Source organism: Dyella japonica DSM 16301, from assembly GCF_001010355.1.
Taxonomy (GTDB): Bacteria; Pseudomonadota; Gammaproteobacteria; order Xanthomonadales; family Rhodanobacteraceae; genus Dyella; species Dyella japonica.
The window spans coordinates 14,145-28,536 of sequence record NZ_JPLA01000060.1 but is presented as its reverse complement, the minus strand read 5'-3'; the positions used below and the strand labels follow the sequence as shown (position 1 = coordinate 28,536).

Below are 14,392 nucleotides of genomic sequence, written 5' to 3'. Positions count from 1 at the left end.
GGATAACGTCGACCCAAGTCGGCGGCCTTCGCGATCTTCTGCTGGCCGACCGAGCCATTGAACAACAATCCCGTGGTCACGGACGATCACGAATCTTTCACGCCACGGCGCGCATCTCCACAGCGACGGCCGGCGTCATACTGGGGCAGCTTATGCGTATTGTCATCGCCGATGATCATCCCGTTATCTTGATGGGTCTGCGCCTGGGTCTTACAGGGCAAAGCGCGCGGTTTGAGATCGTAGGCGAAGCCAGGAGCGGCAAGGAACTCTTCAGCATCCTCGCCTCCGGGCCGTGCGATCTTCTCATCACTGACTTCTCGATGGTCGGCGAGGCGGAAGGGGAGGACGGCTTGGACATGCTGTCCGCGCTCCACGAGTCCTATCCTTCGCTACCGGTCATTGTCCTCAGCATGCTCAACAATCCTGCCCTTGTGCAGGGCATGCTCGCGTGTGGTGTGCGCGCCGTGGTGGACAAGACGTCGCTCACCAAGGAGCTGATGATCGCCATCAATGCCGTCGTGGCCGGCCGCATGTACCTGAGCGAGTTCACCAAAAAGCAACTGCTCGAACACAGTGCGGAGGGATCGCGGGCGCTTTCGGCCCGCGAGGCGGAGGTCGTGCGCCTGTTTGTCCAGGGAATCAGCGTGACTGAAATTGCTCAACGCACGGGCAAGTCCGTGCGGACCATCAGCCAGCAGAAGCGCGACGCCATGCGCAAGCTCGGCATTGCCAACGATAAGGACCTCTACGAATACGCCCGCAGCACAGGCTTGGTCTAGCGCGACGCGACGCCATGCTTGGGCCGGGCTGCCGGCGCGTCATGCGTGCGTATTTCGCCCCATTGACGCGAGTCAGCCCACTATCGCCGACCAAGAGCGTGACATAGTCACCCGTCGGCGGTCTTCGGTGTGATGCGCTCATCCACGATGAGCACGCGAGACATTCTTTGATGGACTGCCGATTCGTACTCGGCGAGCCTATTAGCGATGTCGATGGCCTCGACAACATTGCTGGCTGAGACGATCCGCTTGCCTTGCTGTTTGATCTCCCATCCAAGCTCATGGCACCTCACGATGAGATAGTCGAATTTTCCTTTCATGGTTGGTTTTCCGCGGACGACAGCATAGGCCGCCATGCTGCTTGCTGATGGCGCGCGATGACATCGGACATCTCCGGCTGAGCCGCCAACTTCAGGCGCAATCATGGCCAACGACTCAACGCGAAGCCGGCGATTGATCTTGTGAACGTTGCATCGTGAAGCGCTCCATGAGCGACGCGAAAGGCCGCGTCGCAATGGATTCACTTGTCAGGTGACAAGGCTGCGCCCGAACCAGGGCCTCCACGCCTGTTGGCGGCAGAGCCGCCCTCCCGCTTTTTCTAATCTATGCGAGTCGGTGGAGAAGGCGCGAACAGCCGGGCGCAGAGCAAAAAGATGCGGCGGTCGGATTCCTCCGATATTTACGCCTATGACAGGTCGCGATGATGGCTGGGTTGGCCAATGGAACCCCGTTCCCGCCGACAGTACGCCTCACCCTGCAAATGGGGCATCGGATCGCGAGGCCAGTACCAATATTCCAGCCGATCCCTGGAAAGACGACATTCAACCAAGGAAAACCATGAAGAAGACTGTTTTCTCCGCCGTTCTGGCCGCCGCCTTTGGCCTCGTTGCTATGCAGGCGTCGGCCTCGGATGGCCAGATCAATTTCACTGGCATGATCACGGCCACCAACTGCAGCGTCAGCGGCGGTACGGGTACGGACGGCGCCGCCAAGAACATCACTGTTCCCCTGGACACGGTCAGCACGGACGCGCTGTCGACGGCAGGCGCGACCGCCGGTGACCATCCGTTCTCGCTGACCTTTGGTGGTTCGGGCAGCACCGGTTGCACCGACGGCACCAAGGTCACGCTGCACTTCGACTCCGCCGCGGCGCCGACCGGCTATGCCAGCACCATGGTTGACTCGGCCACGGGCAACCTGAAGAACACGACCGCGACGGGCGCAGCCACCAACGTGGAAGTGGGCCTGACCACCGCCGCCGGTTCGCAGATCAACATGTACACCAGCAACGGTTCGCCGCAGGCCACCATCGCCAGCGGCACCGCCACGATCAACTACGTGGCGCGCTACGTTGCCACCGGTGGCGCTTCCACCGCCGGTAACGTTGCCAGCGCGGTGATGTACTCGGTGATCTACAACTGATCGATCGCTGACAGATCGTGCTCCGGTGGGGCCGGCTTCGGTCGGCCCCACCAACCCAACGCTCCATCACATGTACTTGCTTTGAGAAATTTCATGAAGACTTTCGCTCGTATGGCCTGTGCGCTCGCCCTCGTTGTTGGAGGTGCCGGTAGCGCCAATGCAAGCATCCAGATCAATGGCACGCGTGTCATCTATCCGGCCGGCCAACGCGAAGTCACGATCAGCATGGAAAACAACAGCAGCGCGCCTGTCCTGCTGCAGTCCTGGGTCGATGAAGGCAATCCCAAAGACAGCCCTGAAAACTCGAAGGCGCCCTTCATTCTCACGCCGCCTTTGGTGCGTGTTGATCCGGGCAAGGGGCAGACGCTTCGCATCATGTTCACAGGAGCCAACCTGCCGCAGGATCGCGAGTCGGTGTTCTGGCTCAACGTGCTTGAAATACCCACCAAGCCGAAAGCTAAAGAGAGCGATACGAGCAACTACCTCCAGTTCGCCATTCGCTCACGCATGAAGATCTTCTACCGTCCCAATGGCCTTTCGGGCAACGCATTCGATGCCGTCGAGAAGATCAACTGGCGTGTGGAAAAAGACGGCAACGGTTATGTCGCCGAGTGCAACAACCCAACCCCTTACTTCGTCTCGTTTGGCTCCCTGAACTTCAAGGGCGTGGCGCCGGAGAAGAATCTCGAGCCGAAGGGCGGCATGTGCCCGCCGATGGCCAGCGAAAAGTTCCCGCTCAAGGGAGACGCCGCCGCGGCGGCCGGCAAGTTGACCGTTGAAGTCATCAACGATTACGGCGGATTCGATACCCACGAAGTGTCCTTCACCCGCTGACGGGCGCGCTGGCCTGGCGCGATGCGCTTTGCCACCTTGTTCTTGCGCGGCACGTAACACCACGAACGTTCCCATTCAGATCGCCCATGCCTTGCCACATGGGTAGCGGGAGCTTGCGGCCAATTTCGGCGCTTTTTGATGCGGTGGGCAATGTCTCCACCGAGCACAGTCGGAAATCATTCATGCCTACACGTAGCTGCGACATGCCGTCTCCCCGTTTCCCCAATGCCAGTGGATTGAAGAAGAAGCATCTGGCGGTGCTGGTGGCGGCAGCGCTCGGCATTCTTCCCACGTTTGCATGGAGCGCTTCAGCGGCGGTTGATCCGGTCGCATCGATTGAACCCAGTGGCGGCTCGGTCGAGTTCAATGGTGCGTTTACCGGCAACAGCCAGAGCGTGGACCTGTCACGCTTCGAAAAGGGCAACCCGGTCATGCCTGGCCGCTACCGTGTCGATCTTTACGTCAACGAGGTCCGCCTCGCCACGCAGGATGTGACATTTCGCGCCGTCGAAGGCAGCGACATGGCCCAGCCGTGTTTTAGCTACGACGACATTCTGCACATGAGTGTGGATACCGCCAAGCTCGACCCGGTGGTGTTCAACAAGACCAATGCATGCATCCAGGCGTCCGATATCAGCCCGGATGCGTTTGCCAAGATGGACATGGGTTCGCTGCATTTGAATGTGTCCATTCCGCAGGTGGCGTTGCTAAGTCATGCGCGTGGCTACGTGGATCCGCAGCTGTGGGACAGTGGCGAAACCGCGCTCCTGCTTGGTTACAGCTTCAATGCGTACTCAACCAGCACCCATTACGACGGTGAGCACGGCCTGGGTTCCGGGCAAGCCATCGCCGCCGATGGTGGCTCGGTCAACGTTGAAAACGGCAACTACTACAAGCAAAACCAGGATGGCACCTATTCGCCCAGTCCCAACGGCACGTACATGTTGGCCACCAACGGCAGCTTTGCGCCGGTCAAGTACAACAGCTACACGGCCTGGAACAACGGTACGCATTCGGGCGATACCAACGCCTACCTTGGCCTGAATCTGGGTCTCAATGTAGCCGGCTGGCGCCTGCGATCGCAGGAGACTGTGCAGTGGGATCAGAACACCGGTCGCACCTATTGGCACAACATCAACACGACTGCGTCGCACGACATCACGCCGTGGAAGGCGCAGCTCACCGTGGGTGATACCTTCACCCAGGGTGTCGTGTTCGACAGCACAGCGTTTCGTGGCGTTACCATCTATAGCGACGACCGCATGTTGCCGGACTCCCTGCAGGGCTATGCACCGATCATTCGCGGCGTGGCCAACACGCAGGCACGCGTTGAGATTCGCCAGAACGGCAGCCTGCTGTACGAAACCACCGTGGCGCCGGGGCCGTTCAAGATCGACGATCTGTATGCCACCGGTTATGGCGGTGACCTGGTGGTCACCGTCTACGAGGCTGATGGCGGCACGCATACATTCGCGGTGCCCTATGCTGCCGTGCCCATGTCGCTGCGACCGGGGCTCAGCCGTTGGGTCGTCACGGATGGTCAGATTCGCGATGAGTCGCTGGTCAATGGCAAGCCGTACTTCGTGGAAGGCACCTACCAGCGCGGCATCACCAACTGGCTGACCTTGTACGGCGGCGTGCAGTCGACGTATCGATCCCTCTACAAAGCCTATCTTGGCGGCGCCGCCGTCACCACGGAAGTGGGTGCATTCGGTTTCGACATCACCAATTCGCACACTGCGTTCCAGGGTGCGGGGCAGTCGCTGTCCGGGTATAGCGCGCGCCTGAGCTACGCCAAGACGTTGCCGACGTATGGCACCACCTTCGCGGTGGCTACCTACCGCTACTCCAACACCAACTTCCTCTCGTTGGACGAGGCCGTCCAGGCGCAGGATCGCCTGACGAGCTACCGCTCCCACGACATCGATGTGGGCGCTCCCTACCGCTCCAAGCAGCGCTTGCAGGCCAACATCAATCAGGATTTTGGTGGTAACAGGGGTTCGCTATACCTCAACGGATCGCGCATGACCTACTGGGACGGAGCGCCCGCCGCCACCACCTACCAGGTGGGCTACAGCAACCATTGGCGTGACGTGAGCTTTGGCATCACGGCCAGCCGAACGTACTCGTCGTCACCGATCTATAACGGCAACCACTTCGACAACCAGTACGGCCTCAATCTCTCCATCCCGCTGGGTGGGCCGCGCGTCAATCGTCCCACCCTGTCGTTCAGCACTACGCAGGACGACTACGCAGGCGCCACCGATCGCGCCAGTGTCAATGGCGGTTTCGGAGATCGTCACCAGTACAACTACAACGCCAGCGCCACCTACAGTGACCAGGATAATGCGCAGACTACGGTCAGCGGCAGCCTGGGCTGGCAGGGCAGTGATGGCAACCTCGGCGGCAGTTACTCGCATGGCGATCACTACCAGCAGGGTTCGCTCAGTGCCTCTGGCGGCATGGTCGTGCACGCCGGCGGCGTGACACTGGCACCGTATATGGATGGCAACAGTGCCATGGCCATCATCGAGGCCCTCGACGCCCAGGGCGCCACCAGCGGTGCTACCAAAGTTGACGGTCGCGGCTATGCGGTCATCGGAGGCCTGCGTCCCTATCGAATGAACGATGTGACGCTCGATCCGTCAGGTACCTCCACGGATGTGGAACTGGAAACGACGCGTCTGCAGACGGCGCCGCGCGCCGGCGCCGTGATCCCGCTGAAGTTCAGCACTGTATCTGGCCGCGCCGTGCTGATTCGCGCGACCCAGCCCGATGGCGAAGCGCTGCCGTTCGGTGCGGACGTGCTGGACGCAACAGGCCAGAACGTGGGCACGGTCGGGCAGGGTGGCCAGATGTTCATTCGTGGCGCGGAAGAAGGCGGCACGCTGCTTGTGCGCTGGGGCGATCAGGCCAACCAGCAGTGTCACCTCAGCTATCAGCTGAAAGCGCGTGGCAAGGGTGAGAGCGCTGCGGTTGTTGCCAACGTAGACGCTGCCTGTCTTTGAGCAAGCGCTCCTATCCGATCTGCCTTCCATCAGGTAACCATCCATGAAAGCCCTCTATCTCCATATCAGCAAGTTGATACTGCTACTGATCCTAGGCTTTGGCTTCCACGGCCAGGCCCATGCACTCAGCAATTGTGCGGCGACTTCCGGGCTGCCGGGTCCGATTCTCTACACCCCTACGATCAAAGTAGCGTCGAATCTTCAGCCGGGTGACACCATTCCCAACACCTACAAGACGTTTTCCATTTCGGGACAATGCGTCCTGGGCAAAGGAACGCCCCTGACCATTCAAGTGGGATCCACCATCGTCATGTGCTCGCTTGATGGCGGCTCGACCGAGGTTCAGCCCGGTATTTACACGACAGCCGTGACGGGTATCGGCATCCGCGTCCGCGATGGCTCGGGAAACTTGCTCACTAACGCCGGAGGGCAGACTTGTCAGTCGTCAATCGCAAAGGTTCAACCCGGAGGTTACTACTCATTCTCGGGTAGCTTGGAGTTGGTCCGCCTAAGCGGAACCATACCCAACAATGGGCAGATCAGTGGTGGTCCTACCGGTACCGGCGCGTTCGCCTTCGGCGTTTACAACACGAACATCGTGCTGAACAACGACGCGGGCAGTATCAATACGGGGAACAGCTCGATCTACCCCACCGGCAACATCACGTTTCAAAACATTGCGTGCAATGTGGATTATCCGCAGACGGTAAATCTCCCCACCGTGTCAGTGGCATCCATGCAAACGACAGTAACGGCCGGTGATACGCCTTTTACTATTGGTGTCACTTGCGATCAGCCAGCCGGTGCGTCCATCTCGTTTACTGCTCCGTCGGGTATCGCCGTGGTCGACACAAACAATGGCGTGATCGGCATTCAGAGCGGGGCGGGCATGGCATCGGGCGTGGGCGTTCAACTAGTCAATAGTGGCTCAAGCCCGCAACCCTTGAACACGTTCACGGCGCTCGGATCCCTCTCGGCCAATGTACGTTCGCCATTCCGGTTCTATGGGCGCTACTACCGGACTGGGACAGCGACGCCTGGCAATGTGCAGAGTGCGGTGGTGTTCACCATGAGCTATCAATAGGGTGAAACGAGAAACAGAGGTGGGATGCTCTGCCTCGGTGCTCGGCCAGATGCCCGAGACATCTGCAATCGACCTTGATCCGACGTCCCCCGTTTCTTTAGCGCGTAACCGGATCTCTCTTTCTGGCTATTTACGCGACCGCGAGACAGAGTAACCTCGCCTGGCGATGTTCCCCTGCGGAGCCTTGGCCATGCGCAACCTGTGGAAGTTCGCGGTACTCGCCGGGGCTGGTGTCGCATTCACCAGTTCGACGCCTGTCACGTCATTCTCATCCGAGGCGCGGGCGTTTGATCCCGCTCTTCTGGTTACAGCGATGTGTGGAAGCGGGGCGGCCACGTGGTCCCTGACGCGTCATCTGGCCTTTGCCGCGGCGGTTGCCGGGCCGGTGGGCGTGGCTTCGGCGCCGATGCCGCTGTTTGCCGATCTCACGGCAGCGCATCTGCCGATCACGACGCAGAGCGAGCAGGCCAGGCGCTATTTCAATCAAGGCTTGCTGCTCACCTACGGCTTCAATCACGCGGGGGCGGTGCGCTCGTTTCGGGAGGCGCAGCGTCTCGATCCGGGCTGCGCGGTGTGCTGGTGGGGTGAGGCGCTCGCGTTGGGTCCGAATATCAATGCGCCGATGGACGATCGCGATCGCGACACGGCGCTGGCCGCGATGGATCGGGCGCTCGCGTTGCGTGGGCAAGCATCGCCGCTTGAGCGGGCGCTGATCGATGCGATTGCGCATCGCTACTCGCGCGATGCAAAGGCCGACCGCGGCGCACTCGACGCAGCCTATGCCGATGCGATGCTGGAAGTCGCGCGTCGATTTCCCAACGACGATGATGTCGCCGTGCTCGCTGCCGAAGCGGCGATGGACACCAGTCCCTGGAACTATTGGGAGGTCGACAAGCGCACGCCGATAGGACGCAGCGGCGAGGCCGTCGCCTTGGTCGAGAAGGTGCTTGCCCGCCATCCGGACAACCTTCAGGCGGCTCATCTCTACATCCATCTCATGGAGAACAGCGCCGACCCACGCCGCGCCGAGGCCGCGGCGGATCGCCTGGCGCAACCGCTTGCGCCAAGCGCTGGGCACCTGGTCCACATGCCGGCGCATATCTATGCATTGACCGGACGCTACGCCGACGCCATCCGCGTCAACGTCGCGGCGGCCCGATCCGACGAAGCGCTGATTCGCCGAACGGACGATCACAGCCTTGTGCGTTATGGCTATTACCCGCACAACATCCATTTCATCGTCACCTCGGCCCAGATGACGGGCGACATGGATACCGCGATCCGCGAGGCCCGTCGCCTCCGCACGGTGCTCGATCCGGATACTTCGGCGCGGATTGCCTGGGTGCAGGCGATTGATGCCGCGCCTTATCTGGCGATGGCGCAGTTCGCGCCGCCCGAGGCGATCCTCGCCATGTTGCCGGCGGATGCGCGTCTGCCGTATGCGCAGGCCATGCGTCTCTATGCGCGCGCGGTGGCGCATGCCGAGCGACAGGATCGCGCCGGCTTCGATCGCGAGCTGACGGCGCTCTCCGCGCTGCGCACGTCCGATGCGTTCGCGCCGATGATCGAACAGGGGGTGCCCGCGCCCGACCTGCTGTCACTCGCCGAAGCCGTCGCGCGAGGGCGGTTTGCGCACGCGCAAGGGCGCTTCGATGAAGCGGCCGATCACTATCGGGAAGCGATCGCGCTTGAGCGCAAGATTCCCTATCAGGAGCCGGCGTACTGGTACTACCCGGTCAGTCAGTCGCTCGGCGCGGCATTGTTTGGAGCCGGACGCTATGACGAAGCCAGCCGGGCATTCCAGGCAGCGCTGAAGCAGACGCCGCAGAACGGCTGGGCGCTCTACGGGCTGGCCCAAAGCGAAGAAGCATTGGGACACAAAAGCGAAGCGGCTGCGGCGCGCGATGCGTTTCAACGCGCCTGGCAGGGCGATCCGTCGTGGCTGCGCATGGAGCGGCTCTGAACCGTAGCGGATAGTCGTTCACGCGAGGTAGGAACGATCTTCCGGCGGGCGCCGAGCAGCACCCATTGGTGCTGCTCGCGATGCCGTGGTCGTGGCGTTCAAGCGATGGAGTAACCACCATCGACCAGCAGGCCGTGCCCTGACACAAACGACGCATCATCGGATGCCAGGAACGCGACGACGTTCGCCACTTCCGCCGCTGAGCCCGCACGGCCGGGAACGGTCGAGGCGGCAAAGGCGTCTTTCGCTTCGGCGCTCGGCCAGATGCGATCCTGAAACGCCGTGTCGATGATGCCGGGGTTCACCGCATTGACGCGGATGCCTTGCTTGAACAGCTCGATCGAGGCGGTCTTGGTCAGGCCGAGCACGGCATGCTTGCTGGCGATATAGAGCGCGGCGTTGGCGAAACCGATGACGCCGCCCATCGATGCATTGTTGATGATCACGCCACCGCCCTGCGCGAGCATGGCCTGCGCTTCGTGCTTCATCGACCAGAACACACCGCGCACGTTGGCGTTGAAGATGGTGTCGTAGGCCGCGTTGGACTGCTCGACGAAGGGACTGAACTCGCCTTCGGTGCCGGCGTTGTTGAAGGCGATGTCGACGCGGCCGTAGGTGCGGATGGTCGCGGCCACCAGGTCGATCACGTCCTGCTCCACATTGATATCGGCGACCACCGCGGTGGCTTCGTTCCCTTCGCGCTTGATCTCGTCGGCGAGGGCGTCGATTTCCGGCTTCCTGCGGGCGCTGACCACCACCTTGGCCCCGCGGCGTGCCAGTTCGAGGGCGGCGGCGCGGCCGATGCCGGAGCTGGCGCCGGTCACCATGGCGACCTTGCCCGCGAGCGTTTTGACTGCGACATGTGCGTTCATGTTCATCTCCAGAATCAAAGGTTTGGGGTTGAAGGACGGAGCTGGACTGCTGTCCTTGGTCGCCATTCTGGTGACTTGAACTGCTGCGTTAAAGTAAGCAATATTTCCTACGGTGATGAATGAGGTTCACTAATGGAAACCACCGAACTTAGCGAACTCGCCGTCTTTGCGGCCGTGGCCAGGCATCGGAGTTTTCGCCAGGCCGCCACCGAGCGCGGCACCTCGGCTTCCGCCATCAGCCACTCGATACGCAATCTCGAGACGCGCGTGGGGATACGCCTGTTTCATCGCACGACACGCAGCGTCTCGCTGACTGATGCGGGGGAGATGCTGTTCTCCCGGCTCGAGCCGGCCTTGACGGATATGCGCGCGGCCGTCGACGCGTTGAATTCGTTTCGCGCCACGCCGTTCGGCACGATCCGCTTGAACGTACCCAACTCACTCGCGCCCTACCTACTTCGGGAGGTGGTGCCGGCTTTGCTCGCCAGCAATCCCGGGCTGAAGCTCGAAGTCGTCGCCACGGATTCGCTGGTGGATATCGTTGAGGGCGGCTTCGACGCCGGTATTCGTCCGGGCGAACGTTTGTCGCAGGACATGATCGCGGTTCGCATCAAGCCGAGCTTCCGCTTTACCGTGGTGGGAGCGCCTAGCTACTTGGCGAGAAAGCCAGCGCCGCGCACTCCGCAAGATCTCAAAGTGCACGACTGCATTCGGTACGCCTTTCCCAGCGGCGCCATCTTTGGCTGGGAATTGGCCAAAGATGGCGAAGCCATCCAGGTGGACGTCGATGGGTCGCTCACCCTGGACAGCCAGGAGCTGATGGTCGAGGCGGCGGCACAAGGCGTGGGGCTCGCCTATGTATGGGAGGATCGCGCCGTCCCCTATATTGCCGATGGCCGCCTTCGCTATTGCCTGGAGGACTGGTGCACGACGCAGGAGCATCTCTTCCTCTATTTTCCAAGCCGCAAACATCAGTCGGCTGGGCTGAGAGCGCTGATCGAGGCGATGAAGGCGTAGATCCGGATTGGCCAGGGCCGGCTTGTTGACGTCCTTGTTGGAGATCTCCGCGGCAGGCAAGGTCTCTGCGCTGTGATCAGCATTGCTTTGCCAGCAAGGCAAGTCCGGCCCGAAAGGCCCTCGCGCCACCATTGGATGGATGACGGATCTTGTCTGCCTTCATGCCCAGCTTTTGGAGCGAATCGGCGGCTACATTGCCAACTGCAACCACAGTGACCGTCGGCAACGCGCAAACAAGCGTGCGCAGCAAGACCATGCCGATGGCCTTCTCGGTTTCGTTCGGTGCGCGGTTGGACAAGGACGTAGGGCCGTAAGGGTGCCAGGGAAAAGCGCCCCACAGGATCGTGCAGTCGGCCAGTCCTTCTTCGCGCAGTGCACGCCACACGATGGTGGACGACGGCTCGCGCCAGGGAAGCCGCCGCGACGTCAGTCGGTCGCTCACTTTGCCGATGCGTGGCACGCCTTGTTCCAGCAGCAGGGCTTCGGAGGTGAACGGGCAACCGGTAACGCGTGTCCCTTGATAGCCGGGTGCCTCGCCGATAAGCAGCAAGCGGGGTGCGGGTGCACACAGATGCAGCCTAAGACGCTCGCGACGGCCTTGCACCGCGGCAGGAGCCACGTCGTCAGTGGAGACGGCGTTCCAGGGATCGAACACGCGCGGCATGCCAGCCGTTGGCGCGGCGAAGAGTTGTTCAAGAAATGCATCGATCTTCGGGGTGGTGTGTGTTGCCATGCCATCGCTCCAGGCCCTGTGATCGAAGGGGCGTGCTCCCGGCATCGAGAGCAAACGCGCTTGGCTTGCCGGTCATCAGTGGCGTTCATTGACACCCGCGGCGGGTGCCTGCCGATCCCTTCAATGCTTAGCCGCAGGAGATTCCTGGTGAATCATGCCACCGAGCGCAACCCGGCCAGTGCGCCGCCGCATGCGATTGTGCTGGCTTTCGGCGGTGTCCGAAGGCAAGCTCGGCATGGAGGGCTCGCGTTGTGGCCCGGTATGGAATCGAGGCCCTCTTGTGATGACGTTGAGCCCGGAGCCGGCCAGGCCGGTACTGCCCTTGCGCCTGGTTCTTCTGGAAGATGACGACTTGTTGCGCGACCGGGTGCTGGTTCCGAAGCTTTCGCAGTTCGGTTTCGAGGTGACCGCCGTCGGACGGGTATCGGACCTGCGCGAGGCGATCAAGGCCGAGGCACCGGACATCTTCATGCTCGACATCGGCCTGCCGGACAGCGACGGTTTTCAGGTGGCACGATCGCTGCGCGCGGAACTGCCCGATGCGGGCATCGTCATCCTGACCGGGCGCGCGGACAACGTTGACCGCGTGCGTGGCCTGTTTGAGGGGGCCGATGCCTACCTGTCCAAGCCGGTGGAGATCGACGTGCTGGTGGCGACGCTCTACAGCGTCGCCCGCCGTCTGCGCTCGGCGCCGCAGGTGCCACGCGGGAAATGGGGTTTGAGCCCTGACGAATGGTTCCTGGTGTCGCCCTCGGGTGCACGGGTGATGCTGAGCAAGACCGAACGACGGCTGCTCGAGGCGATCATGCAGCGCGCCGGCGAAGTGATGTCGCGAGAAGAGCTGATCGCCGTGCTCACCGATGACGTCCTTGCATTCGATCCGCACCGGCTGGATTCGCTGATCCATCGGCTGCGTCGCAAGGTTCTGGCCGCGGCAGGCGAGCCTTTGCCGCTGAACGCAGTGCACGGAACGGGCTACGTGCTCGAAACCTGAGCCATCGCCCGTCGTCATGTGCGTCAGGCCGGTGCGAACGCGATGGACGTCTTGACGGCCGGTGCGACCACCGGCAACACCATGCGTATGGCGGTTCCCCGGCCAGGCTCGCTGTCGACCGTTGTGCGACCGCCGGCGCGTACCACCAGTTCATGCACCACGCTCAGTCCCAGCCCTGTGCCCCGCCCGGCGGGCTTGGTGGTGAAGAAGGGCTCGAACATGCGCGCCTTCACGTGCTCGGGTATGCCAGGTCCGGTGTCCCTGACCGATAGCATGAGCTCGTCGCCGTGCACCTCCAGGGAGAGCGTGCATTGGCCACCATCGGGCATGGCGTCGCGCGCGTTGGTGACCAGATTGATGATGGCCAGTTCGAACTGGCTGCGGTCAAACCGGATGTGCTGTGCGCCTTGCGGAAGCTGCATGTGCAGTTGGCAACTGGAGGACAGCGATTGCTGGACCAGCGGGCGCAGGTCGCCCAGTGCGGCGACGACATCGAACACCTCCATGTAGGTAATGTCGCTGCGGCTGAAGTTGAGCAGCTTGCGGCAGACGGCGGTGCCGCGACGCGCGGCAAGTTCGATGCCTTCCATCGCATCCGCGACGGCCTGGAGGTTCTCGTCGATGGGCGCTTCGTCAGGCTGGATGCGGTCGCGTTCGGTGGAAAAGCCCAGGATGATGTCGAACACATTGTTGACGTCGTGCGCGACGCCGCTGGCGAGCTTGCCGATGGCATCCATCTTCTGCGAATGCAGCAGTTGCTCTTGCGTGCGCTCTCGCTCGGCGATTTCCTGCGACAGCTGCTGGCGCCGGCTGTCCGATTCGGCCAGGCTCTGGCGCAGCGCGTTGATGCTTCGGTCAACGATGACGGCGATCAGCAGGTAGCTGGTGAGCGCGCGCATCGGAAGCACGTTGTAGATGCCCAGCAAAAGCGACGGCAGGTGCAGCGAGTTCTGCACCTTCAGCGGATCGACGCTGACGATGAGAATGGCCGCCTCCGCCGCATAGGTGATCCACAACGCCTTGCGCCCGAGCATCATGCCGCTCAACGCCAGGATCATGATGAGGGTGAGGTTGCCATCGGTCGCGTGGTAACCGAACGCCGCATAGGCCAGCGCGCCGGAACCGAGCATGGTGGCGATGTACTGCGCCACGGCCGGGCGGAAACCGCCGCGCCTGATCAGGTAGAAGCCCAGCCACGCCGACAGCGTCATGGCCAGGTCGGTCGCCATGTCGATGGCGATGGCCGCAGGCGCGCCGACGCGCGCCTTGGCATAGAAATGCTCCTGCAGGTAGGTCCAGTGCAGCGAGGTGAGATAGATCTTCGTCGCCGGAATGCGCAGGCCTTCGAACGCCAGCAGCAGCTGCATGAAGCTCGCGTTGCGACGATCGACGGGATCGTCGATGGGCGTGTCGCCAAGCCAGTTTCGTATCCGCGAAATCATGGGTTCCCCCGCACCGTCGTCTGGGCACTGAACGCCGCGTCCGGGGAATCGCTGACCACCAGGCGCACCTGCGCCGCTAGCGGCCGGATGCCCCTGCTGACGGTGAGAATTCCGTGAGAAATCGGCCAGCCGAGCGTGTGTGACTGCCACGGGAATGTAAAGCTAATCTCAAAAACGCTCAGGGAGTCTTGGCTGGGGAGTCAGCGTCCATGGGTCGGCCCCGCCGTAGGCGGGGCAAAAAAAT

At 62.1% G+C, this 14,392-nt stretch carries 12 protein-coding genes; 8 read left to right on the top strand and 4 right to left on the bottom strand.

Annotated elements, in window-relative coordinates; translation table 11 throughout:
* The first annotated feature begins 152 nt into the window (after positions 1 to 152).
* Positions 153 to 779, top strand: a complete 627-nt coding sequence (locus tag Y882_RS17465) for a response regulator (protein WP_046973235.1) — start codon at positions 153 to 155, stop codon at positions 777 to 779.
* 107 nt (positions 780 to 886) lie between these two features.
* On the opposite strand, the gene Y882_RS17460 is transcribed toward Y882_RS17465, so the two are convergent.
* A complete protein-coding gene (locus Y882_RS17460) occupies positions 887 to 1,204 on the bottom strand; it encodes a hypothetical protein (protein WP_156171560.1) in 318 nt (105 codons plus the stop codon).
* A gap of 412 nt (positions 1,205 to 1,616) precedes the next feature.
* Here Y882_RS17460 and Y882_RS17455 point away from each other — a divergent pair, with 412 nt between their 5' ends.
* The 5 genes from Y882_RS17455 to Y882_RS17435 all read left to right on the top strand — a co-directional run bounded on the left by Y882_RS17455 (position 1,617) and on the right by Y882_RS17435 (position 9,090).
* Complete coding sequence (locus Y882_RS17455; RefSeq protein WP_046973233.1) at positions 1,617 to 2,201, top strand: fimbrial protein; 585 nt, start codon at positions 1,617 to 1,619, stop codon at positions 2,199 to 2,201.
* A gap of 93 nt (positions 2,202 to 2,294) precedes the next feature.
* Positions 2,295 to 3,035 (top strand): fimbrial biogenesis chaperone, encoded by a 741-nt coding sequence (locus Y882_RS17450; protein WP_046973232.1) that lies wholly within the window; start codon positions 2,295 to 2,297, stop codon positions 3,033 to 3,035.
* A gap of 203 nt (positions 3,036 to 3,238) precedes the next feature.
* On the top strand, positions 3,239 to 6,043 hold the full coding sequence (locus Y882_RS17445; RefSeq protein WP_046973231.1) for a fimbria/pilus outer membrane usher protein: 2,805 nt from the start codon (positions 3,239 to 3,241) through the stop codon (positions 6,041 to 6,043).
* Positions 6,044 to 6,086: 43 nt separating this feature from the next.
* Entirely contained in the window at positions 6,087 to 7,127 is a 1,041-nt protein-coding gene (locus Y882_RS17440; RefSeq protein ID WP_046973230.1) for a fimbrial protein, read from the top strand.
* Positions 7,128 to 7,440: 313 nt separating this feature from the next.
* Positions 7,441 to 9,090 (top strand): tetratricopeptide repeat protein, encoded by a 1,650-nt coding sequence (locus Y882_RS17435; RefSeq protein ID WP_211259209.1) that lies wholly within the window; start codon positions 7,441 to 7,443, stop codon positions 9,088 to 9,090.
* Between the two features lie 98 nt (positions 9,091 to 9,188).
* Here the strand turns inward: Y882_RS17435 and Y882_RS17430 are convergent, their stop codons facing one another.
* On the bottom strand, positions 9,189 to 9,962 hold the full coding sequence (locus tag Y882_RS17430; RefSeq protein ID WP_046973250.1) for an SDR family NAD(P)-dependent oxidoreductase: 774 nt from the start codon (positions 9,960 to 9,962) through the stop codon (positions 9,189 to 9,191).
* Positions 9,963 to 10,094: 132 nt separating this feature from the next.
* Between Y882_RS17430 and Y882_RS17425 the strand changes: the two genes are divergently transcribed.
* Positions 10,095 to 10,979 (top strand): LysR family transcriptional regulator, encoded by an 885-nt coding sequence (locus Y882_RS17425; protein ID WP_046973228.1) that lies wholly within the window; start codon positions 10,095 to 10,097, stop codon positions 10,977 to 10,979.
* 76 nt (positions 10,980 to 11,055) lie between these two features.
* Here Y882_RS17425 and Y882_RS17420 read toward each other — a convergent pair whose 3' ends face one another.
* Positions 11,056 to 11,712, bottom strand: coding sequence for a uracil-DNA glycosylase (locus Y882_RS17420; protein WP_052950124.1), 657 nt, complete (start codon positions 11,710 to 11,712; stop codon positions 11,056 to 11,058).
* Between the two features lie 322 nt (positions 11,713 to 12,034).
* On the opposite strand from Y882_RS17420, the gene Y882_RS17415 reads away from it, so the two are divergent.
* Positions 12,035 to 12,706, top strand: a complete 672-nt coding sequence (locus Y882_RS17415; RefSeq protein WP_244466376.1) for a response regulator transcription factor — start codon at positions 12,035 to 12,037, stop codon at positions 12,704 to 12,706.
* 23 nt (positions 12,707 to 12,729) lie between these two features.
* Here Y882_RS17415 and Y882_RS17410 read toward each other — a convergent pair whose 3' ends face one another.
* A complete protein-coding gene (locus Y882_RS17410) occupies positions 12,730 to 14,148 on the bottom strand; it encodes a sensor histidine kinase (RefSeq protein ID WP_046973226.1) in 1,419 nt (472 codons plus the stop codon).
* Positions 14,149 to 14,392 lie beyond the last annotated feature (244 nt).

What these genes read in the sequence shown, in the direction of transcription:
- Y882_RS17465 (WP_046973235.1), top strand. Translation starts at nt 153, where the DNA reads ATGCGTATTGTCATCGCCGATGATCATCCCGTTATCTTGATGGGTCTG.
- Y882_RS17460 (WP_156171560.1), bottom strand. Translation starts at nt 1,204, where the DNA reads ATGATTGCGCCTGAAGTTGGCGGCTCAGCCGGAGATGTCCGATGTCAT.
- Y882_RS17455 (WP_046973233.1), top strand. Translation starts at nt 1,617, where the DNA reads ATGAAGAAGACTGTTTTCTCCGCCGTTCTGGCCGCCGCCTTTGGCCTC.
- Y882_RS17450 (WP_046973232.1), top strand. Translation starts at nt 2,295, where the DNA reads ATGAAGACTTTCGCTCGTATGGCCTGTGCGCTCGCCCTCGTTGTTGGA.
- Y882_RS17445 (WP_046973231.1), top strand. Translation starts at nt 3,239, where the DNA reads ATGCCGTCTCCCCGTTTCCCCAATGCCAGTGGATTGAAGAAGAAGCAT.
- Y882_RS17440 (WP_046973230.1), top strand. Translation starts at nt 6,087, where the DNA reads ATGAAAGCCCTCTATCTCCATATCAGCAAGTTGATACTGCTACTGATC.
- Y882_RS17435 (WP_211259209.1), top strand. Translation starts at nt 7,441, where the DNA reads ATGTGTGGAAGCGGGGCGGCCACGTGGTCCCTGACGCGTCATCTGGCC.
- Y882_RS17430 (WP_046973250.1), bottom strand. Translation starts at nt 9,962, where the DNA reads ATGAACGCACATGTCGCAGTCAAAACGCTCGCGGGCAAGGTCGCCATG.
- Y882_RS17425 (WP_046973228.1), top strand. Translation starts at nt 10,095, where the DNA reads ATGGAAACCACCGAACTTAGCGAACTCGCCGTCTTTGCGGCCGTGGCC.
- Y882_RS17420 (WP_052950124.1), bottom strand. Translation starts at nt 11,712, where the DNA reads ATGGCAACACACACCACCCCGAAGATCGATGCATTTCTTGAACAACTC.
- Y882_RS17410 (WP_046973226.1), bottom strand. Translation starts at nt 14,148, where the DNA reads ATGATTTCGCGGATACGAAACTGGCTTGGCGACACGCCCATCGACGAT.